This is a genomic window from Dysgonomonas gadei ATCC BAA-286, from assembly GCF_000213555.1.
Classification (GTDB): Bacteria; Bacteroidota; Bacteroidia; order Bacteroidales; family Dysgonomonadaceae; genus Dysgonomonas; species Dysgonomonas gadei.
Genome location: NZ_GL891987.1, coordinates 165,209 through 187,112, shown reverse-complemented (window position 1 = coordinate 187,112; position 21,904 = coordinate 165,209). Strand labels below are relative to the sequence as shown.

Below are 21,904 nucleotides of genomic sequence, written 5' to 3'. Positions count from 1 at the left end.
TTTGAATAACTTCCAGATCTCTCAGCCAACAATATCGATTCCTTGCATATTATTGGCTGAAAGAATAATTATAGATGAATAACGAAATATATTATCGAATATCCTTATCTTTGCATACCATTACATACCACTACCCGACAAAACAGAATAAATCACATGGTACATTCTTGATACAGAATTGAATGATAGAACAAATAATTATTTTAGAACACATAGACCCTGTTGTCTTTTTCGGGATAAACAACGCCAACATACAACTATTAAAAAACCTTTTTCCTAAGCTGCGCATCGTAGCTCGTGGCAATGCCATAAAAGTAATCGGTAATGCAGAAGATGTTCCTCTCTTTGAAGAAAAGATAAGGGAACTCGAGAAATATGCGAATGAGCGAAACAAACTGACAGAAGAAGATATAATAGACATTGTAAAAGGAAAATCTCCAAATACAATCAAACAGGACAACCTCATTATCTACGGACTGAACGGCAAACCGATTTTTGCACGCACACCAAACCAGCAGAATTTTGTAAACAGCTTTTACAAAAATGATATGGTATTCGGCATCGGGCCTGCGGGTTCGGGAAAAACCTATACAGCTATTGCCCTGGCAGTGAAAGCCCTCAAAAATAAAGAGGTAAAGAAGATAATCCTCAGCCGTCCTGCGGTGGAAGCCGGAGAGAAACTCGGTTTCCTGCCCGGAGATATGAAGGATAAGATAGACCCGTATCTGCAACCGTTGTATGATGCACTCGAAGATATGATAGCTCCAGCCAAACTAAAGGACTATATCGAAAATAAGACGATACAGATAGCTCCTTTAGCCTTTATGCGAGGACGCACACTCAGCGACGCCATCATTATCCTCGATGAGGCGCAGAATACAACCACGCACCAGATAAAGATGTTCCTCACCCGCCTTGGAATGAATGCCAAAATGATTATCACGGGCGATATTACCCAGATAGACCTTCCGCCGTCCCAGCAGTCGGGGCTGAAACATGCCCTGCGCATACTAAAAGATGTGAAAGGGATAGGCTATATCGAATTTAACAAGACGGATATTGTCCGTCATAAACTCGTCCAGAGCATTGTGGATGCATACGAAAGAGAAGATAAAAGAGAAAAGCGGGAAGAGATGAAAACAAAAACCGTAAAAGGTGAAAGAATTTAGATTTATAGAAAAAGGTGGAAAATATTTTTCACCTTTTTTATTGCTTAAGCTTTGAAAAGAAGTAAAAACTGTAATTCGTTCCAATTTTATTTATCTATACAGGAAACTGTAGATAATGATTATTAATTCAGTACTTTATAATAAAAACATGACAATAAAAAAATACTGCAAAAGTGTAACCTTTGTTACCTTTTAACAAGTAATAAGTTGAAAGTTATATGAGGTATGGGTAGACAAAACACGAGATACAAGTTGCTAACTGATGACTGTTCACTGTAAAGCCACTTATGCGATAGCCAAAGCTAACGGCTAATAGCTATCAGCTAAAAGCTGAAACATGTGTTACCTTTGTTACCTTTTATACAAGAAAGCGTGTTTTCCAAGGAGTTAAATATTTGCACCCACAGTGCCATCAGTTACTCAGAGGACTGTGTTTATTAATTAACATCTTTATTGCTTTTTAAGCAACTTTGGCGTAACTTTGAGCGTACTTTTTTGTTATAAGACTGAACAAATTAGATTTTTAAACAAATGAAGAATACTTTAGTAAGAACAGATTTTAATTTTCCGGGACAGACAAACGTTTATCATGGTAAAGTGAGAGACGTATATTCGATAGGTGACGATTTACTGGTGATGATCGCTACCGACCGTATTTCAGCATTCGATGTTGTATTACCACAGGGCATACCTTACAAAGGACAAGTCCTGAATCAGATTGCAGCCAAGTTTTTGGATGCTACCGCCGATATTGTCCCTAACTGGAAACTGGATACCCCGGACCCTATGGTAACCGTTGGTCTGAGGTGCGAACAATATAAAGTGGAGATGGTTATACGCGGATATCTTACAGGTAGTGCATGGCGCGAATACAAAGCCGGAGCAAGGACGCTTTGCGGTGTACCTCTACCGGAAGGGATGAAAGAAAATGAGAAATTCCCTACCCCCATTATTACCCCTACTACCAAAGAAGATGTAGGACATGATGAAAACATTTCGAAAGAGGAGATTATCGCTCAGGGATTGGTGAGCAAAGAAGAATACGAACAACTGGAAAAGTATACTTATGCTCTGTTCCAGCGTGGAACTGAAATGGCAGCTCAGAAGAACCTGATACTTGTAGATACAAAATACGAGTTTGGAAAAAAAGAGGGTAAGATTTACCTGATCGACGAAATCCATACACCTGATTCATCCCGTTATTTCTATGCGGATACCTATCAGGAACTATTCGATAAAGGAGAAGAACAACGCCAGCTGTCGAAAGAGTTTGTGCGCAAATGGTTAATGGATAACGGATTCCAGGGTAAAGACGGACAGAAAGTACCCGAAATGACAGAAGAATACTGTAACTCCGTATCTGAACGCTATATCGAACTATATGAAAAGATAGTAGGTGAGAAATTTGTAAAGGCAGAAGCTGCTGATGTGGCTGTACGTCTCGAAAAAAATATAAACGAATATTTGAAACAAAGGAGTTAAGGCCACAGGCTTTTTTTTACTATTAAGGTAAGTAAAACGACAAAAACAAGTTGTGACCCGAAAGTATATCATTAAATTTATCTATTACTTAGTTTAGATGCCGAATCTCTATATCATATCAGGCTGTAACGGCGCGGGAAAAACAACCGCGTCGTATGCCATGTTTCCGGAAATGCTCGACTGTAAGGAGTTTATCAATGCCGACGAAATAGCCAAAGGCCTCTCTCCTTTCCAACCCGAGACGGTAGCTATCGATGCCGGCCGCCTTATGATTATGCGCATGAACGAAATGCTGCGTATGCAGGAGGATTTTGCAATAGAGACCACACTGGCGACCAAATCTTATGCCAACTTTATACGCAGGGCACAAAAGGAGGGTTATTTTGTTACCCTTATCTACTTCTGGCTCGAATCGCCCGAACTGGCGATCAAACGTGTCGAACAACGCGTACGGTTTGGAGGGCATCATGTAGACGACGATGTAGTTGTAAGACGCTATTATGCCGGCATGAGAAACCTTTTCTCCATGTTTATCCCTATTGCCGATTACTGGCTTTTGGTAGATAATTCCACAGATCCTTTCCAGATGATTGCAGAGGGAAACAGGACTAAAATCATCGATATTCACGATGAAGATATATTCTATTATCTTAAGAACATATAAATACAACAACGCTTAACGGAAATGACCTACGACGCTGAAAAAATAGTACCCTACTCCAGTTCCGAAAACAAAGGAGCTCAGGTAGAGCGCATGTTCGATTCTATTGCTGAAAATTACGATACGCTGAACCGTACTATGTCGATGGGAATCGATATCAGCTGGCGTAAAAAGGGACTTTCCATGCTAAAAAAGCTGAATCCTCAGACAATACTCGATATTGCCACCGGTACCGGAGATCTGGCCATCCAGGCCTATGATATTCTGAAACCGCAATCTATACTTGGCATAGACATATCGGAAGGAATGATGGAGGTGGGCCGGAAAAAAGTAGCTAAGGCAGGATTATCAGACAAGATCAGCTTCGCTAAAGAAGATTGTATGGCACTGTCTCTTCCCGATAATTCTTTTGACGCTGCCATGGTCGCTTTCGGAGTACGCAATTTTGAGGATCTCGACAAGGGACTCAAAGAAATATTGCGTATACTCAAACCGGGAGGACAGCTGATGATACTGGAACTGACTGTTCCTGTACGTTTCCCTATGAAGCAGGGTTACTGGCTATATACCAACTTGTTTATACCCACAATAGGCCGGATCATATCTAAGGATAAAACGGCGTACTCTTACCTTCCCAAATCCATACAGGCCTTTATACAAGGCAAAGACATGACGAACACACTCCTAAAGAACGGGTTCAGGGAGGCATCTTATAAAACTTACACAATGGGTACATGCTCTATGTATCTGGCTACTAAATGAGTAACATTTACAGTTTAATATTTCATATCTTTTCTCAACAAATTTATCTATACTTGAAAAAGAGTATGGAGAATATTAAAAATTTCATTTTTTAAGTTATAATTGTTTAATTCAAGAATAATGTGATATATTTGCGACCTGAAAGAGCGCATGACAAAAAATTATTGCTTCAAATAAACACGCGAAGATTTTTTAAATTAGAAACTACATACTAACCCTATTTTAAACAAACAATTAAAACTATGACTAAAAAATTATTTTTAGCAACAGTATTCGTTGCTGTTATGTGTGCGATATCCCTTCCCGCAAACGCACAATTTGGAAAAGCCCTGAAAAAAGCAAGTAAGTCTGTAACAAAAGCTGTAGGTGACGTTGCTGGAGATATGGCTTCGGATATAGTCGCCAACAAAGCATCTGTGAAGATAGTAGAGTTTATGGACAACAATAATACTATCGCCGGAGAGGATTCAGATTATTATAAAAGACTGGCAGGTCTGGTAGCTACAAACTACATCTCTGTAGATGGACTAAGCCTTAACTACAAGATATATGAAAACCCTGAAGTAAATATTCTGGCTACTACTGATGGTAGCATCCGTATTTATACAGGTATGATGGATATACTATCTGACGAAGAACTTCTGGCTGTTATTTCTACTCAGATAGGCCACATCGCAAACAAGGATGTCCGTGACTCACTATTAAAAGTCGCATCTGAAGATAATGCTACTAAAGCAGGTTCCGCACAATTGGAAAAACTGCTTTCTTTCTCAGGAGACAAAATGGGTACCGTAATCAACGAACTCATACAGATTCCTTATACTGACGATCAAAACAAAAAAGCAGATGAATATGCATACAATTTGTTGACTAAAAACAATGTATCAGCTGATGCTTTAGTTTCTGCATTGACTAAATTTGCTGAAATGGAATCTGCCGACCAAGCTGCTGCCGATGATGATACAGCCGAACTAAGTGCTGCCTCTAAGTTTATCGGTGTTAATTCGAACAATTCACTTCGCGCATCTCTTATCTCTTCTAAATAAGACCCGGCTGTCAGAAAACATACAAGCCTGCAAAGCATGACTTTGCAGGCTTGCTTTTCCTTCGGTAGAACAGTCATAATCCTTTTTTACCATTTAAGAAAGCCTGTTCACCCGTTTTGCCCTGTTTGTATTACCAATGTAGTCTATATTTGCTTCAGAAATAAGTGGTAATTAACATAATACTAAAGCATATGAAAAAGCGACTTTACATTCTATTATTGATCCTTCCTGTAAGTATATTCATCTATTGTACATGCGTGGCCTTCCTCAAAAATCCGGGGCGTCCTATCACTCCTGCATTACCGGAAAACGGACTTCAAGAGAAAGCAGACCGTACAACCAGGCCAAAAATGCAGATAGTATTTCTACTAGATGCCACCGGCAGCATGTCGGGATTGATAGGTGCAGCAAAGGAAAAGATATGGTCCATTACTAGCAGCCTTTCACAAAGCGAACCGGTTCCCGATATCGAAGTGGGTATGCTGTTTTACCGTGACAGGGGAGATGATTTTATAACCAGGATCATTCCTTTAGGCACTGATATGGACAACCTGTATGAACAACTGATGGCTATGGATGCATCGGGCGGCGGAGACGGACCCGAAAGTGTAAATCAGGCACTGTATGAAGGTGTGAACAAGATGCAATGGGACAACTTGCCTAATACTTACAGAGCTATATTCCTTGTGGGTGATTATCCTCCGCATATGGACTACAGAAATGACGTACATTACCCAGAAACCTGTTCGGAAGGTATAAAGAAAGGGATTGTAATCAATACCATCCTTATGGGGAATGAACCTACTGCCGCCCGCATATGGAAAGAGATAGCCGGCAAGACGAAAGGAGAATATATCCAGACGGATATGAGCGTAAATAACATAGAGGTAAGAACCCCTTATGATGACCGCATCAACCCCCTCCAATATGAACTGGATAAGACCCGGCTCTATTACGGTAAATCATCTGAGTTGACAGAAGTAAAGCAAATGCAGAGTGCAAAAGTAAATAAGGGCGATGCGGCTATCAATGCGAGACGGGCCGAATATAACGTATCGGCGGCGAATAAAGGCGCTTATTATGGCTCGGAAGAACTGGTCAATGAAGTAATGTCCGGCAAGTCCCTTTCAGAAATTCCTGCTGCAGATTTGCCCGACAATATGAAGAATATGTCTGTGACAGAACGCCAGACCTATATGAATAAACTGATAGAAAAACGTAAAAAGCTGGAACAGGAAATAAAAGACCTGAGCAAACAACGCCAGCAACATATAGAAGCCGAACTATTAAAAATGGATAAAGACAAAGTCGAAAGTTCATTCGATGATGTCATCTACAGAGCTGTACAGAAACAGGCACTGGAGAAGGACATTAAACTGGAAGGAAAAGCTAAACGATAGTGTATATACAACAAAAACCCGGCTTGTAGTATCACAGGCCGGGTCTAACTATCTTATTTGTAAGGACATTATCTTCTCATCTTAGGCATCTTGCCACCCTTCATCTGTGTCATCATCTTCATCATCTTACGGGTTTCATCAAACTGCTTAATCAGTTTATTCACCTCTTGTATAGAGGTACCGCTACCCTTAGCTATACGCTGACGGCGGCTTCCATTCAGAATTTCAGGCTGAGACCTTTCGTTTGGAGTCATAGAGTATATGATAGCCTCAATGCTTTTGAAGGCATCATCATCAATATCCAAATCTTTGATCGCTTTACCCACTCCCGGAATCATGGAAGCAAGATCTTTCAGGTTACCCATCTTCTTTATCTGCTGTATCTGTCCGATAAAGTCGTTGAAGTCGAACTGATTCTTGGCAATCTTCTTTTGCAGACGGCGCGCTTCTTCTTCATCATATTGCTCCTGCGCCCTTTCCACGAGTGAAACGATATCACCCATACCGAGAATACGGTCGGCCATACGTTCAGGGTGGAATACATCGAGTGCATCCATCTTCTCGCCTGTACCCACGAATTTGATCGGCTTATCCACTACCGAACGGATAGACAACGCAGCACCACCACGGGTATCACCATCGAGCTTGGTAAGCACAACTCCGTCGAAGTTGAGCCTGTCGTTAAATTCCTTGGCAGTATTTACAGCATCCTGACCTGTCATGGAGTCTACTACAAAGAGGATTTCGTCAGGTTTCACAGCGTCTTTTACGGCTGTGATCTCTTTCATCATCTCCTCGTCTATAGCCAGACGCCCGGCAGTATCTATAATTACAAGGTCATTTCCGTTCTGTTTCGCGAACTTGATCGCATTCTGCGCTATCTGTACCGGATTCTTGCTATCTTCTTCCGAATATACAGGAACTTCTATCTGTGTACCCAGTATCTTTAATTGTTCGATGGCAGCAGGACGGTAAACGTCTCCGGCAACTAGTAATGGATTTTTGCCTTTCTTAGATTTCAGCAATTTCGCCAGCTTACCCGAGAAAGTAGTTTTACCCGAACCTTGAAGACCGGACATAAGTATAACGGCCGGAGAACCTTTCAGATTTATATCGGTTGCCGTACCTCCCATCAACGCAGCCAGTTCGTCATGAACGATTTTCACCATCAACTGCTCAGGCTTCACGGCTGTAAGTACATTCTGTCCTAATGCCTTTTCCTTAACGGTTTCGGTAAACTGCTTAGCTGTCTTATAGTTAACGTCGGCATCGAGTAATGCACGACGTACATCTTTCAGCGTTTCGGCTACATTTATTTCGGTGATTTTACCTTCACCTTTCAGTATCTTAAACGAGCGTTCTAATCTATTACTTAGACTTTCAAACATATTATTGTTGTTATTTATTATCAATGTTATATGGGAGCACAAAGATATAAACTTTTGCTATAAAGTGAAAAACTGATTGTGCTTTTCTCATCATGTATATTATATGTGTATGCCAATCGATATCAAAACCCTTTATTTTTCAAATCTGAAACAATACTGATATATGTTTCTATCACATCGAAACTTTTATAATTACCCCTTGTCAGGTCAATCATATCACCATGAGAAATCCCCCTTCTTCGCCTGTTTGTATATACTTCTCGGAATTCGCCCCACCGGGCAGATTCCAGACTAACCAATCCGTCATTCTGTTTATTGTGCAAACACATAATGAGATAAGGAACAGAAAGCAGGCTATGACTCAAGCAGTTTTTCATAAGCGACATATAGCTCTGATAATATATCCCTTCTATATCAGGAGTTTCATCATTGAACTTTTCGGCATATTCTTTTGTAAACTGATGCATTGCCGTATAGAAGTCCGGATTCTTATCGCCTATTTTGCGGAAATATTTATCAAAGAGATTTGCGACCGAACGATACATCCCATCCGATAAATGCTTATTTCCGAAATCGGCGAGTGCACTCCCCCGGTGCGGAGTGGATATAGTGGTTAGCGACGCTACAAACTCATCCATGCCCAGCGTCGTTATTGTATATCTGGCATCGAGTCCTCCTTTCGAATGAGCTATTATATTAACTTTTCCGCAATCTGTCTGCTTTATTATTTCAAGGATTTTATCTTTCACCAGATATCCGTTACCCTCAATGGTACCTAATGCCTCCTGATGTCCATAATAAACCGTAGCACCGTTTTTGATCAGGTGCTTGGGAATACGTCCCCAGTAATTAAGGTATTTAAAGTCCCGAAATCCTACTCCATGCAACATCAGTAAAGGGTATTTCGTCTCACATACAAATGACTCTCTCCTCATACTTTCATTAAAAGCTTTATTGCACGCATGATCATACTCATTAAAAGCAATCCTTGATATATAAAGGATTACGAAAACATTGACTATTGGCACCCATATAAATATCGAGACCAATATCCGCCGTACAATACGTAATCTTAACGAAAAGAAAAATACTCTGAACCATCCGTTCAGAAAGGTAAGCAGCGACAAAGAAAAGGCTATGATATTGTTATATCTGAAGCTATCGGAGGCTATAGGTACATAACCACTGATAATGCCATAGCTGAAAACAACTAACAACTGAATTGTTATAAGCCCCATAGACAATAATAAAAGACGTCGCCCCTGATAAACTATCTTTACAGCCACAGGAATATCAGTATCTGTTTTACAAGGAACCAACTGAATACGTATCCATGAATAAACCAGTAAGAGAGAAAATGCAATATATCCTGCCGGTGCGAAATTTAAGCCCTGCTTTGACATTAAATTATCAGTAACTGAAAGAAAAAGGAGTGTATTATTTGCGAGAAACAATACAAAATAAGATAAACCTGCATTATTGAATAACTTCTTTGCTATATCGGTTGATATAACAGCCAATGCAATCAGGAAATATAATATATACAAAAAGATATCCATTGTGTAATTTGTTTGCTATGCTAAAGTAAACTTTATTCGTTAATATATCTGCAATAATTATTGTGTTTTATAAAAGGCTTGTTTCAAAAATCTGGCACCTTTTACAATTTTTTTGATTGTTACTTTTTCTCTCTTTTCATAAGCAGCACTTATGTAATTAAAGGGCTCCCGTGCACAACATCTCCCAAAAAGTAACAAAAGTAACAGAATTTATATATTTATCCTTTTTCATTATCTTAGCCAAACATTGTATATTTATGTTTTATAAAACTATTTCACTATATAGATAAAGATTTTCATTTCTGATGTCATCACTTTGGAATCCGTGGCACGGTTGCCACAAAATAAGCGCAGGCTGTCTCAATTGCTACATGTATCGCGGCGATGCCAGACGCGGTGTAGACAGCACTATTGTTAAACAGACTAAGGATTTCGATAAGCCTGTAAAGAAAAAACGAAACGGAGAATATAAAATTCCTCCCGGCGGGGATGTCTTTACCTGCTTCACATCCGATTTTTTCCATGCTGATGCCGATGAATGGCGCCCCCAGGCATGGAGTATGATGCGTGAGCGCAGCGACCTCAACTTTTTGATGATAACCAAGCGAATCGACAGATTACATATAGGCCTACCCGAAGATTGGGGAGGAGGATACGATAATGTGACTATAGCCTGCACGGTGGAAAATCAGGACAGGGTCGATTACCGTCTACCTATCTATAAGAAATCCCCGATTAAGCACAAGATAATCATCTGTGAACCTCTTTTAGAGAGAGTCGACCTAAGGCCTTATGATATAGGGTCATGGGTGGAGCATGTCACTGCCGGAGGAGAATCGGGAAAGGATACACGGGCATGTGATTTTGACTGGATAATGGAAATACACGACCTCTGTGTAGAAAACGATATCTCTTTTTGGTTCAAACAAACAGGGACGAATTTTATTAAAGATGGGAAATCGTATACGATACCCCGCCGGATGCAGCATTCGCAGGCAAGGAAAGCGGGTATAGATTATAAGAAGTATATTGGTAAAAGATAAATATTTAAAATATCTTATCCTTTCGTTACTTAACAAATAATCGCCTAAATTTGTTATTTATAAAAAATAGAGAAAAATCCACACTAAAATGCATCGGATAAAATAAGAAACAACAATGACAGATCAACTAAAAGAAATAGTATACTCAAAAGATGCGATTGAATTTGTAACTGTAGCCGTCCAGTATTGTGCCTTTCTGGAAAATTTCGAAGAAATCACGGAAACAGAGCTTACGGATAAATTAACCAAACTCCTACCCTTGCTATACCTTAAAGCAAGTCTTGTTCCGGAAACCGATACCGTAAATGACGAAGAACAGGAGATAACAGTTACAGAAGACATATACAATTTCATCACCTCCAAACTATACAATGTATATGTAAACAACGATACATACCTCGAAGTATTCCTTCAGGATATGAAATACAGTGAAACGCCTATATCGGCAAGCATCAGTGAAGACCTTGCGGATATCTATCAGGATACAAAGAACTTCATCACCATATTCGAACGGGGCATTACCGAAAATATGAATGACGCCCTCTATGTGTGTATGGAGAACTTCAAAGCATACTGGGGGCAAAAGCTGGTAAACGTTTTACGGGCGCTGCATTCGTTAAAATACTCAACAGAGCCGGATGCCCTCGAAGACGAAGACCTTGAACAGACTGACAACGAAGAATTATGGTAAAAACAATTTCAAAAGAGGAATTATCCGTAATGCCAATGGAGAGATTCGATGGGCGGATAATTGTTGTACAAAGCGAAAGTGAAGCGGAGAAGGCCGCTGCTTATCTCAAAAAACAAACGGCTATCGGGTTCGATACTGAAACCCGCCCGGCTTTCCGCAAAGGTGTATCCCATCAGATTGCACTGATGCAATTATCCACAGACGACACCTGCTTCCTTTTCCGTCTGAATATAATAGGATTACCTGATTGTTTGGCAGAAATTCTGGTAAATCCGGCAATCAAAAAAATAGGGCTCTCTTTAAAAGACGATTTTTCAGCCATTCATAAACGAAATGCGGCTTTCGTTCCATCCAATTTCATTGAACTCCAGTCTTTTGTGAAAAATTATGGCATTGAAGATAATGGTCTGCAACGCATTTATGGCATACTTTTTGAAAAAAGGATATCGAAAGGCCAGCGCCTGTCAAACTGGGAAGCAGATGTGCTATCCGATGCACAGAAAATGTACGCAGCTATTGATGCATGGGCTTGCCTTAAAATATACAATGAATTAAAGGTAAGGGAAAAAACAGCCCCCTGATCTCACGAAGGGACTTACAGAGAGACTAAGATATAAAATGAAGAGTCAAGGATTGCTTTTCCCAATCTTTGAATAATGAAATTTTTAAATCTTGAAATTAATCACATATGGCATTTATAGATTATTATAGCATATTGGGCGTATCCAAGGCAGCCAGTGCTGACGACATCAAAAAATCGTACCGCAAACTGGCAAGGAAGTATCACCCTGATATCAACCCCAATGATGAGGAAGCAAAAAGAAAATTTCAACAAATAAACGAAGCTAACGAAGTGCTTTCCGATCCCGAAAAGCGAAAAAAATATGATGAATACGGCGAAAACTGGAAACACGCCGAAGAATACGAAAAAGCCCGTCAGCAACAATCACAAAACGGAGGTTTTGCCGACTATGGTAGCTTTGGCGGTTTCGGAGGAGGTTCATATAGTTTCGGAGGAGACGATGAAGGCGGATTTTCCGATTTCTTCGAATCGCTGTTTGGGGGAAGAAGATCGTCAGGTGGTAGCAGGCAAAGCAGAGGGTACAGAGGACAAGACTATACCTCCGAACTCCATTTAAGCTTGCGGGATGCATCTGAAACCCATAAACGTACACTCACCCTGGATGGTAAGAACCTGCGCATAACCATTCCTGCCGGAGTTTCCGACGGGCAGGTAATAAAACTTGCCGGACAAGGAGCAGCGGGTAAAAACGGCGGGCCTAATGGCGACCTATATATTACATTTGTTGTAGAAGAGGATCCTAAATTTAAACGGGTAGGAAACGATTTGTACGCCAATGCCAACCTGAACCTGTACACAGCCGTTCTTGGAGGAGAAGAGACTGTAGACACCTTTACCGGAAAGGTAAAACTGAAAGTAGCGGCAGGAACTCAGAATGGGACAAAAGTGAGATTGAAAGGCAAAGGATTTCCTGTGTACAAAAAAGACGGGCAGTTTGGAGACCTTATCATAACATACTCAATAGAGATACCCGTCAATCTGAATAAAGAACAAAAGGAATTGTTCGAAAAGCTAGCGAAGTCTTAACCCTAAAGAATCAACGTTATGACATCAGAATTAATCATCATACAGGAGTATTGCATACAAAATCAGGTGGAACCCGACTTTATCGTACAATTGGAAAACGAAGGCCTTATACAAGTCAGTATTGTCGGGGATGAGCGCTACATACATATCTCCCAGCTAAAATACCTCGACCAGTATGTGCGGTGGTATTACGACCTTTCCATCAACGTGGCGGGTATAGATGTTATCCGGAATCTGTTGGATAAGATAGATGATATGCAGGAAGAGATGCACCGCTTGAAAGAGCAGCTAAGACTAATAGACTAATAATATCATCAAACCCCTGCGTCTACTTAAGTGTTAAACTTCATCTAAAATCAAAGTGAAGTCGAGAGTCATATTTGTTACACTAAATATTTCATCCTTAACCAGTAATACATAACATACAACAAAATATGAATAAAATAAAAGCACTTAAAATTATTATTATTCTGTATATCATATCCGTATCAGGATTCAGCCAAAATAAAGATAAGGATGTTACAATATACAAAGATGTTGATCCGCGTATCTCAACTAAAGAATTCCATTTTGAGAATAAAAGTCCCCAATTAATTTTTAATCTATCGAGAGCATGGGCAATACATTCAAACGGTGATTCTATCAGAATAACCAGGCCTGATAGAATAGAATTTAAAGAATTATCTGTGATCGACGCTAAAGCTGAGCATAAGCAAGGTATGTTGACTATAAAAGAATACAAAAAACATCCTGTTATTATTACATATGATATTATATTATCTTTCAATGGTAAGTTAGTATCTATGCAGTTTAAAAATATCGTAGCTCAAAAGAAAAATATACCTATCGAATATATCAGCCATTTCACACATCAAAAAAGTCAGGAATATTATAAATTAATTCATGAACCGACGAAAGTAAGCATGTTTGCAACCCCAACTCATGCTTTTTCCCAAAATGATGTACTAAGAAATGATATAGAAAAGATTATCAGGGGCAAACGGGCTACTGTCGGAGTTGCACTAATTGTCGATGGAAAAGACACATTGACTGTTAATAACGGATTCCATTATCCGACACAAAGCACTTACAAATTCCATTTGGCACTGGCAGTACTCGACTATCTGAATAAGAATAACCTATCGCTCGACCATAAAATATTTATTCGTAAAGCCGAACTCTTACCCGATACCCATAGCCCTCTTAGAGACGATTATCCCGATGGAAACATCGAATTACCGGTTAGCGAAATCTTAAAATATACAGTTTCCCAGAGCGATAACAACGGATGTGATATCCTGTTCCGCTTTGTAGGCGGTACTTCCGCCGTAGACCGGTATATAAGAGACCTCGGATTCTCCGATTTTGCCATTGCCGCCACTGAAGAAGAAATGCATGGCCCGTGGGAGGTACAATATACCAACTGGAGTACCCCTCTTACTGCCGCACGGGTATTAGAAAAATTCAGGACAGGTAATATACTTCCTCAACATTTCCACGACTTTCTGTGGAATGCCATGGTAGATACTACAACCGGACCGAAGAAGATCAAAGGCCTGCTGCCTCCGGGAACGATTGTCGCTCATAAGACAGGCTCATCTTTCCGGAATGCCGAGGGGCTGAATGCCGCGGAGAATGATATTGCAATCATCCGGTTACCCGATGGCCGTTATTATTCACTTGCTGTTTTTGTCGCCGATTCCATGGAAGACGAGGCCACGAATATGCGGATGATAGCTGAAATATCGAGGGCTGTATATGACTCTCTTACAAAATAGGCGTGAAAAGCAGTGAATTTATCTGATGGCCGCCTGCGGACATATATCTGCGCATTTCCGGCATAGGATACATTCACCTGAACTTATCTTTTTCCCTTTCGAGATATAATTTACTACATCTACGTCCATCGGACAATTACGGTTGCAGGAACCGCAAGAGGTGCACTCGTTTCCGGAAGGGCTTACCCTTATCAAAGCGATGCTTGTCTGCGCCTTCATAACCAGCGATACCGGACAGGCGATTTTGCAAAATGCGCGTTTCTTCCTGAATTTAAAAGCCAGGATAACAGCGACAAGATAGTAAAGGCCATTGCCTGCAAGGAACCAGATGAGAGCCCCAGGTTTTCCCCCTTGCACAATACCTCCATCTTCATTTATATGATTCGTCTGCCAATCGTAACCCAGCAGAATAAAAATTACAGGTATCAATATAGAAACAATAAATACCAGATAGCGCATACGGGTATATTTAGCCGGAATCTTAGAGTTTTCTTTTATCGGCAACCATTCCAGAATAGCGGCTGTCCAACATGCCCATCCACAGAAACCGCGCCCCCAGATCAACGGCCCGATAATCTTGGCAATGGTATAATGCACCAGTACGCGGGTAAACATTCCGGTGGAGATGAAAAATAATATATAAAACACCGTTTCTTCCAGTTGCAGGTTTTCCCGTTGCATGACTCCCAAAAAGAGAAGAAACACCGGTGAAATCATTAAAATAGTAATACGACGCCCCAGATCCTTATTCTTCCCTTTCAGCCGGGATGCGACCAACGAACCGATCGTAATCCAGCCGCCAATCCAGGGGAAAATGATGCGGAAGCCCCACCAGCCTAAAGAGAATCCGAGTACAAGCCCGATAAGTAAGGGAACAAAATGTTTGAATTTCATACGTTAAATTATTAATAGATTAATAGAGTCAACAATAATCCTGAGACAAAGCCTAAAGTAAAAGCAATACTATTCATACGATAATTGTTTTTTAATTTGAAGCAAATATATATCGTATAGAGGCTGCTGCAAAAGTTCTGTGACAGACAGCAATAAATGTGACAAACAGCTAAGTCTGCCCATCATAAGCCGCTTATAATAAAAAATGAACTTATTTAACCCGCAATACAGGTACGGATGAGTTTTGTGTAGGTGCGCGATACAGGAACTTCGGCCTTTGTATATTTTAGTTTTAACTGGAATCCTAACGAATTTCCTGTGACTGAAACAACTTGTGCTATATTCACCATAAAAGCCCGGTGGCAGCGTACAATGTCAGGATAAGATTGCAGGTTTGTCTCTATCTGACTGATGGTAGCTCTGAGTTGCTTTTGTTTTAAAATATCATTTTCCTGATAATAAAATGTAGTATAGTTTCCCGATGACTCGATGTAAAGGAGCGTTTCGGGGTTAAAACTAATAGAGTCTTTAGTAGTGCCACTCAATGTAATTATGCCGGAATTAGCTGGCAAAGTCTGTTGACTGGCAGTCAAACGTTCGAGCAGCCTGCCGTTACTCTCTTTTGCCTCGCGCAGGTTCCGTTTCAGCGCATTATTCTGTATAAAGAATGAAATAACAATAGCAGGGACTAACCCGACTATAAATGTAGCGACCACATAGAAGGTAAAAACAGATAGGAGAACCTCTGGTTCCCTATGCCTGATAGAAATATCAAACAGAAAATTACCAATACTAATAGTCAGGATTATAATCAGTTTATTCAGTGTATTCTTCCAGGTAGTCCAACAGGCAGGGTTATAAAATTTCCTGAATATTGTGGGAAACGCATAAGTAACAATCGAGGTACATACTGCCGTCACCAGAGAATACCCTCCTATTATCAACCATTTATTAAATTCACCTTGCAGCTGAAAAGGCTGAAACAGAACGAGCAACAGAAAAACAGCGATGAATGCAACGACAACAGTCTGCCAGGGTTTTTCGCTGACCGGATACGGCTGCTTTAAATATCTGATTATTCTATCCATTTGTACTCTATAAGGGATAGCAAAGATATATATTATCCTGTTATTATTTACTTATCAGCTTCTTATATACAACCGTATTCAGAAGTTCTTCTTTTCGCTGTCTGGATATGGGCAATTCCCTGTTTTCGACAAAGATCCGCCCGCCATTTATCGTCTCAATGTGGGCAATATTTACCAGAAAGGATTTGTGTATCCTGAAAAAAGAATCTTTCGGAAGCATGTCTTCGAGTGAAGTCATTGTCTGATGGATAATAAGTGTTTTATCGTTGAAATGGAGTTTCAGGTAGTTTTGCATACTTTCTACATACAATATATCAGTCCAAGCGATCTTTACAAAAGAATCTCCCTGCCGCACATACACATTGACATTCCCGTTATACACATGACTCTTCAGTTCAAATACTTCCTTTGCTTTCTGCGCTGCCTGGAAGAAACGCTTGAAGGTGATTGGTTTTAAGAGGTAATCAACTACCTGTAGGCGGAACCCCTCCAGCGCATATTCAGAATATGCTGTGGTAAGTATCGTTAACGGCTTATTTTCCAAGGCCTCTAAAAATTCAATTCCGGTAAGATGGGGCATCTGAATATCCAGAAAAATAAGATCTACATCTGTCTTTTTCAATATGTCTGCTGCTTCTATCGCAGAAGAGCATACTCCGCAGACCTCCAGAAAGTCGAGTTTCTCTATGTAATCTATAATTCCGTCCCGTGCGATAGGTTCGTCGTCCACTACCAGACATTTCATATCAGCGAATAGTTTTTAGGTTTTATTTGTATAACCTTATAACGTAATATTTAGCCGGATAATATAAACCTGTTCATTTTCTTCTATAAATAAACTGTATCTGTCAGGATATAGAATCTCAAGCCGCTCTTTTGCGTTGATCAAGCCTAATCCCGAAGCATTCTTCTTTTTTATCTGCTGAACCGGCTTCGAGTTTTTCACCTCCATCAATAATGAGTCTCCTTTTTGCTCCACCATAACATTTACAAATCCTGTTTCCGATATAGAGCGGGAGACATGTTTAAATGCATTTTCTATAAAGGTAATGAGGAGCAGTGGCTGTATGTCTCTATCACCATTCTCTATCTGCCATGTACAATCCACGTGTAGTTCTTTTCCCCAACGTGTTTTCTCCACTTCGATCACATCTTTCAGAAACTGTATTTCCTGACTCAATGGTACCAATTCTTCCTTGCCATTATAAAGCTGGTAACGCAATATTTCAGAGTATTTTACCAGAAGTTCCGAAGCCCTGTTCACATCCTTTTGCATCAGTATATAGATGTGATTTAACACATTGAACATAAAATGGGGGTTTATCTGCTGCTGAAGTACCTGCAATTGGGTTTTCAAATGTATTTGCCGGAGCTTACTATGCTCATAATAGAATCTGGTTCCGCAAAATCCAAGATTAATGATGAAAATAGCAGGCAAAGTCATTATATATTCAATGATAATAGAATAATGAGTCCTCATCAGTTCTGAAGGTTCAAAAACTCCTGCTTTTTCCAGTTTCTCAAATGTGATAAAAATCGCCAGATGAATTATTCCCGTCAGTAGCATAACTATAATAAACTGAACAATAAAACGGGGCATCTTTTTACTTCTAATTGCTTTAGGCAATAGGCTATTACTTAAATAGGACGTAATAAGACAAGTTGGCAGGAACAGGCTAAAACAAAACAAGACAGCCTCTATAACAGACACCTGATTCATATATTGGAAAAGAAATAATGAAGCCAACATCAGCCAGATGAGAGCAACAAAGGATATATAGCCTTTTGTGAGATAATTTTTCATATTACAAATATAACTCATTAGGAGAGAAGAAATTTACCGTTTATCATAAGCAACATACCATTCGTCAAATACATTATCAACAAAGACTTTCCATATATAATATTTGCACAAACAAATCCGTCTTAGACATATAATATTAAAAACAACCCATCTATGAGATTCCTACTTATCCTTCTACTAATAACAACTGTAAATACCGGGACATACGCACAGGCATTCTTAAAGACTGAATACATCGGCTCCTCCAGCTATGAAGATATAGATAATAACAAAACCGGAGGCAAAGGTGATGCAAAAGTAATATCGGGAGGTATACAAATACCCTTCTATGTGAAGATGAACGAAAACAACCGCCCCACGACATGGGGTTTGGCTATAGGCGGTTCATATACTTCATTCAATAACAAGAATATACCTGCAGAGCTTTGCCCGTCGGAAATACTGAATGTCCAGATATCCCTGCTCCATATGAGACCTATCAGCAAAAACTGGTCGCTCCTGGCATCTCTGGGAGCGGGCTCATATACAGCACATGCCGATATATCAAGAATTAAGATGAAGAATGTTCTGGCGCATGGTGGTGCCATCTTCATCTGCCATCTGAAAGATAACCTGGATATAGGCGGTGGGTTGGCCGTAAACAACTCGTTTGGCTATCCTATGGCATTTCCTTCTCTCTATCTGGATTGGAGATTGGGAGGCCGCTACGAAGTCAAAGTCTCCATGATGAACGCTGTGGAAATTTCGGCAGGTATGCGGGTCCATGAAAATATCAAACTCGGTATCATCGGCGAGATGAATGGTTCGATGGCTCTGGAAGAAGTGAACGGTGAAGACATGATGTTCACGCACCAATATATAGTAGCCGGATTCCGCCCCGAATTTACACTTGGCAAATCATTCTCTCTTTCACTAACCGCCGGCGTGTCGGCTATTCGTCCGGCATATTATACAAAAAGGACACTCAAATCCTTTTTCAAGGCAATGGACAGAGAGCATGACCCGGAGTTTAAAGTCGCCCCTTATGTATCTTTAGCACTGGCATATAAATTCTGATCAACCCTTCGAAGATGAAAATCATAACCAGCTTACTTACTATCATCCAGCTTATTATTAAAATAATTCAGAAATGCTTGTTCTCCTACTTCTTTCAATAACTTCTGATTTTCGATGAAGTCCTGCCCGTATTTCAGCCAGCGTTTGGCAAAGCCTTTGAATTTAGAACAGGGAAATGTCCTGCATTCGTAGCAATGTACTATTCCTCTCGACTGGCAACAAAGGTGAAATGTCTTACATCTATCACATCTGATTTTGTTAATACCGGCACCCGGGCAGGGCTTTTTATCCCTTACATACACAGGACACCCTCCGCAGAATACGCCACAGGCAGGAACTCTGCCCGAATAATATTCTGGAGTGACTATCTCGGATTTTTCCTGTTTGTGTTTGTCCATTATATCAATCGGTTAGTTTAAGATGTAACTAAGATAAGGATTTTGTATCTTTGCCATTCTCAAATTAAAAAAGTCTTATGAAAGAATATAAAATCCTCTTTGTCTGCCTCGGAAATATCTGCCGCTCTCCCGCCGCCGAAGGCATTCTAAAAAGAATGGTCAGGGAACAGGGTCTGGATGATAAAATATCTGTCGATTCGGCAGGAACATCAGGTTATCATGATGGAGACCTGCCCGACCACCGGATGCGGCAACATGGCGCACGCAGGGGCTATAAGTTCGATTCGCTGTCGCGCAGATTTACAAGCCTCGATTTTGATCGGTTTGATATCATTCTGGCTATGGACGACAGCAACTACCATAACATCATGCGCCTTGCTCCTGATCTGGAATCGGAAAAGAAAGTGTACCGCATGGTAGATTTCTCGAAACGATTCGGTCATGACCATATCCCCGACCCTTATTATTCGGGTGCCGATGGCTTCGAGCTTGTTCTCGATTTACTGGAAGACGCATGTGAAGGATTACTGGATAAGCTGAAGAAAAACGAACTGTAATCAGTTTACCTTATCTATCTCCCCTCCTTCAAAAAAATTGATAATATTCATTGCTACTTCCTGCTCCATATCCAGACGGGCAGCATACGTCTTTGTTCCGGCATGAGGGGAAAGGACTACGTTGTCCAATCCGATAAGTTCCTGCGGAATTTTCGGCTCGTTCTCATACACATCCAGTCCGGCGGCATATATTTCCCCCTCCTGTAAGGCCTTAGCCAGAGCCTGAACATCTACCAGTTGCCCGCGGGCGGTATTGATAAGAATAGCCGAACGCTTCATCTTTTTAAATTCTTGCTCTCCCATCAGGTGATAAGTTTCGGCTGTTGCAGGCGCATTCAGTGATATTACATCAGCTTCCCGGAGCAATGTATCGAAATCTACATATACCGCGCCGTATTTCTCTTCCACCTCTTTAGGTAATGCATGCCTGTTGCAGTAGATAATCTTCATTCCCGAGGCCACCGCACGACGTGCAATTGACTGCCCGATACGCCCCATACCATATATGCCGAGCGTTTGCCCATAGACAGGCATACCCAGATCGCCATACAGACTCCAGTCGAGACGCACACCATTATGTAACTTATGATTGTAATAGGCTACCTTACGGGCTGTTGCCATCATCAAAGCAAAACATAGTTCCGCAGTTGGTTCCAGTACCGATTGGGGAGTGTTGGTCACCGTAATGCCTTTTGTAGCTGCATAAGCGGTATCTATGTTGTTATATCCCACTCCGTAATTGGCTATCAGTTGCAGTTTTTTACCTGCATCTATCATTTCTTCATCGGTTTGGAAGGAAAAATTAGGAACGAAAGCATCTACATCTGTTATCCGCTCCAGTATTTCTGTCCTCGTAAACAATTGTTTTTCGGGATATATAACTTCATACTTTCCTTCGAGTCTTTGAAAACCTTCACGGACAAAGTTATGCCCCATTAGTATTTTTTTCATTATCGTATGTGTTTATTAAATGTTTTTCTCGGTTATTGATATAGTAACAGGTATCATGAAAAATAACATCTTCCTTGTCTCTTTTTTCCAGATGGTATTTATCTTTCATATAGATGGTAAATGCTAATAGATTTCTACTGGACTTTGACATTATCTGACGTGAGTCGGGTACTGATAATACAACCCTTTTATCCTCAAAAACCAATATCATTGTGGCTGTATTATATTCTTTGCTATCTATATCGACTCCTATAATGTATTTTAAATTCATTATAGGTGCCTGGTAATAAAGCTTTTTATTGCGAAAAATCTGAATTTGATGTGCGTGTATAATAATCCTTATTTTCCTTATTGTCAGTAGACGCATATTCCAGATAACAGCAAAAACAATTCCACAATTTATGATTGTTCTCCATATATCTTTAGATATAAATTTTGGTTCGATACAGAACGAAATAACAGCTATAACAATGGCAGATAAACTAATCGTAATAATCATCCATTGTGCAGTCGTGTAATTACTCCCCCATATCGCAAATTCTTTTCTGTCAATCAGATCATCCATCTG

23 protein-coding genes are annotated in these 21,904 nt (G+C 40.3%); 14 read left to right on the top strand and 9 right to left on the bottom strand.

All coding sequences use genetic code 11. The annotated features are described in order from the left end of the window. Positions 1–182: 182 nt before the first annotated feature. The 6 genes from HMPREF9455_RS16115 to HMPREF9455_RS16090 all read left to right on the top strand — a co-directional run bounded on the left by HMPREF9455_RS16115 (position 183) and on the right by HMPREF9455_RS16090 (position 6,520). A complete protein-coding gene (locus HMPREF9455_RS16115) occupies positions 183–1,169 on the top strand; it encodes a PhoH family protein (RefSeq protein ID WP_006800799.1) in 987 nt (328 codons plus the stop codon). Between the two features lie 531 nt (positions 1,170–1,700). Then, positions 1,701–2,651, top strand: a complete 951-nt coding sequence (locus HMPREF9455_RS16110) for a phosphoribosylaminoimidazolesuccinocarboxamide synthase (protein WP_006800798.1) — start codon at positions 1,701–1,703, stop codon at positions 2,649–2,651. Between the two features lie 97 nt (positions 2,652–2,748). After that, positions 2,749–3,315 (top strand): ATPase, encoded by a 567-nt coding sequence (locus HMPREF9455_RS16105; RefSeq protein ID WP_006800797.1) that lies wholly within the window; start codon positions 2,749–2,751, stop codon positions 3,313–3,315. A gap of 21 nt (positions 3,316–3,336) precedes the next feature. Further along, positions 3,337–4,074 carry a bifunctional demethylmenaquinone methyltransferase/2-methoxy-6-polyprenyl-1,4-benzoquinol methylase UbiE gene (gene ubiE, locus HMPREF9455_RS16100; protein WP_006800796.1) on the top strand — a complete coding sequence of 246 codons (738 nt, stop codon included), beginning with the start codon at positions 3,337–3,339 and terminating at the stop codon, positions 4,072–4,074. A gap of 242 nt (positions 4,075–4,316) precedes the next feature. Next, complete coding sequence (locus HMPREF9455_RS16095; RefSeq protein WP_006800795.1) at positions 4,317–5,120, top strand: M48 family metalloprotease; 804 nt, start codon at positions 4,317–4,319, stop codon at positions 5,118–5,120. Between the two features lie 191 nt (positions 5,121–5,311). Then, positions 5,312–6,520 (top strand): vWA domain-containing protein, encoded by a 1,209-nt coding sequence (locus HMPREF9455_RS16090; protein ID WP_006800794.1) that lies wholly within the window; start codon positions 5,312–5,314, stop codon positions 6,518–6,520. 68 nt (positions 6,521–6,588) lie between these two features. On the opposite strand, the gene ffh is transcribed toward HMPREF9455_RS16090, so the two are convergent. Both ffh and HMPREF9455_RS16080 read right to left on the bottom strand, forming a co-directional pair. Further along, positions 6,589–7,908, bottom strand: coding sequence for a signal recognition particle protein (gene ffh, locus HMPREF9455_RS16085; protein WP_006800793.1), 1,320 nt, complete (start codon positions 7,906–7,908; stop codon positions 6,589–6,591). Positions 7,909–8,030: 122 nt separating this feature from the next. Further along, complete coding sequence (locus HMPREF9455_RS16080; RefSeq protein WP_006800792.1) at positions 8,031–9,467, bottom strand: esterase/lipase family protein; 1,437 nt, start codon at positions 9,465–9,467, stop codon at positions 8,031–8,033. A gap of 305 nt (positions 9,468–9,772) precedes the next feature. Here HMPREF9455_RS16080 and HMPREF9455_RS16075 point away from each other — a divergent pair, with 305 nt between their 5' ends. The 6 genes from HMPREF9455_RS16075 to bla all read left to right on the top strand — a co-directional run bounded on the left by HMPREF9455_RS16075 (position 9,773) and on the right by bla (position 14,588). Continuing rightward, positions 9,773–10,510: a DUF5131 family protein gene (locus HMPREF9455_RS16075; RefSeq protein ID WP_006800791.1), complete on the top strand. Its 738-nt coding sequence runs from the start codon at positions 9,773–9,775 to the stop codon at positions 10,508–10,510. A gap of 115 nt (positions 10,511–10,625) precedes the next feature. Continuing rightward, complete coding sequence (locus HMPREF9455_RS16070; RefSeq protein ID WP_006800790.1) at positions 10,626–11,201, top strand: DUF5063 domain-containing protein; 576 nt, start codon at positions 10,626–10,628, stop codon at positions 11,199–11,201. After that, the gene (locus tag HMPREF9455_RS16065) at positions 11,195–11,782 is read left to right on the top strand and encodes a 3'-5' exonuclease (RefSeq protein ID WP_044216499.1); all 588 of its coding nucleotides are present in this window, start codon (positions 11,195–11,197) and stop codon (positions 11,780–11,782) included. Before HMPREF9455_RS16070 ends, HMPREF9455_RS16065 begins: the two co-directional genes overlap by 7 nt. A 107-nt stretch (positions 11,783–11,889) precedes the next feature. Beyond that, the gene (locus HMPREF9455_RS16060; RefSeq protein WP_006800788.1) at positions 11,890–12,810 is read left to right on the top strand and encodes a DnaJ C-terminal domain-containing protein; all 921 of its coding nucleotides are present in this window, start codon (positions 11,890–11,892) and stop codon (positions 12,808–12,810) included. Between the two features lie 18 nt (positions 12,811–12,828). Beyond that, positions 12,829–13,116, top strand: a complete 288-nt coding sequence (locus HMPREF9455_RS16055; protein ID WP_006800787.1) for a chaperone modulator CbpM — start codon at positions 12,829–12,831, stop codon at positions 13,114–13,116. Positions 13,117–13,244: 128 nt separating this feature from the next. Beyond that, positions 13,245–14,588: a class A beta-lactamase, subclass A2 gene (gene bla, locus HMPREF9455_RS21810; protein ID WP_006800786.1), complete on the top strand. Its 1,344-nt coding sequence runs from the start codon at positions 13,245–13,247 to the stop codon at positions 14,586–14,588. 18 nt (positions 14,589–14,606) lie between these two features. Here bla and HMPREF9455_RS16045 read toward each other — a convergent pair whose 3' ends face one another. The 4 genes from HMPREF9455_RS16045 to HMPREF9455_RS16030 form a co-directional block, all read right to left on the bottom strand. Further along, complete coding sequence (locus HMPREF9455_RS16045) at positions 14,607–15,482, bottom strand: 4Fe-4S binding protein (protein ID WP_006800785.1); 876 nt, start codon at positions 15,480–15,482, stop codon at positions 14,607–14,609. A 215-nt stretch (positions 15,483–15,697) separates the two neighbouring features. After that, positions 15,698–16,570 carry a LytR/AlgR family response regulator transcription factor gene (locus HMPREF9455_RS16040; protein ID WP_006800784.1) on the bottom strand — a complete coding sequence of 291 codons (873 nt, stop codon included), beginning with the start codon at positions 16,568–16,570 and terminating at the stop codon, positions 15,698–15,700. A gap of 43 nt (positions 16,571–16,613) precedes the next feature. Beyond that, positions 16,614–17,315 (bottom strand): LytR/AlgR family response regulator transcription factor, encoded by a 702-nt coding sequence (locus HMPREF9455_RS16035; protein ID WP_006800783.1) that lies wholly within the window; start codon positions 17,313–17,315, stop codon positions 16,614–16,616. A gap of 36 nt (positions 17,316–17,351) precedes the next feature. Further along, positions 17,352–18,374, bottom strand: a complete 1,023-nt coding sequence (locus HMPREF9455_RS16030; protein ID WP_044216497.1) for a sensor histidine kinase — start codon at positions 18,372–18,374, stop codon at positions 17,352–17,354. A gap of 153 nt (positions 18,375–18,527) precedes the next feature. Between HMPREF9455_RS16030 and HMPREF9455_RS16025 the strand changes: the two genes are divergently transcribed. Then, positions 18,528–19,430: a DUF6268 family outer membrane beta-barrel protein gene (locus HMPREF9455_RS16025; RefSeq protein ID WP_006800781.1), complete on the top strand. Its 903-nt coding sequence runs from the start codon at positions 18,528–18,530 to the stop codon at positions 19,428–19,430. 32 nt (positions 19,431–19,462) lie between these two features. On the opposite strand, the gene HMPREF9455_RS16020 is transcribed toward HMPREF9455_RS16025, so the two are convergent. Beyond that, positions 19,463–19,828 (bottom strand): DUF3795 domain-containing protein, encoded by a 366-nt coding sequence (locus HMPREF9455_RS16020; RefSeq protein ID WP_006800780.1) that lies wholly within the window; start codon positions 19,826–19,828, stop codon positions 19,463–19,465. Between the two features lie 77 nt (positions 19,829–19,905). On the opposite strand from HMPREF9455_RS16020, the gene HMPREF9455_RS16015 reads away from it, so the two are divergent. Continuing rightward, the gene (locus HMPREF9455_RS16015; RefSeq protein ID WP_006800779.1) at positions 19,906–20,385 is read left to right on the top strand and encodes a low molecular weight protein-tyrosine-phosphatase; all 480 of its coding nucleotides are present in this window, start codon (positions 19,906–19,908) and stop codon (positions 20,383–20,385) included. Here the strand turns inward: HMPREF9455_RS16015 and HMPREF9455_RS16010 are convergent, their stop codons facing one another. Together HMPREF9455_RS16010 and HMPREF9455_RS16005 are read right to left on the bottom strand one after the other, a co-directional pair. Then, complete coding sequence (locus HMPREF9455_RS16010; protein ID WP_006800778.1) at positions 20,386–21,336, bottom strand: NAD(P)-dependent oxidoreductase; 951 nt, start codon at positions 21,334–21,336, stop codon at positions 20,386–20,388. It lies immediately after the preceding gene. Next, positions 21,311–21,901: a hypothetical protein gene (locus HMPREF9455_RS16005; protein ID WP_006800777.1), complete on the bottom strand. Its 591-nt coding sequence runs from the start codon at positions 21,899–21,901 to the stop codon at positions 21,311–21,313. The genes HMPREF9455_RS16010 and HMPREF9455_RS16005 overlap by 26 nt, the downstream gene beginning before the upstream one ends. Between the last annotated feature and the right edge of the window lie 3 nt (positions 21,902–21,904).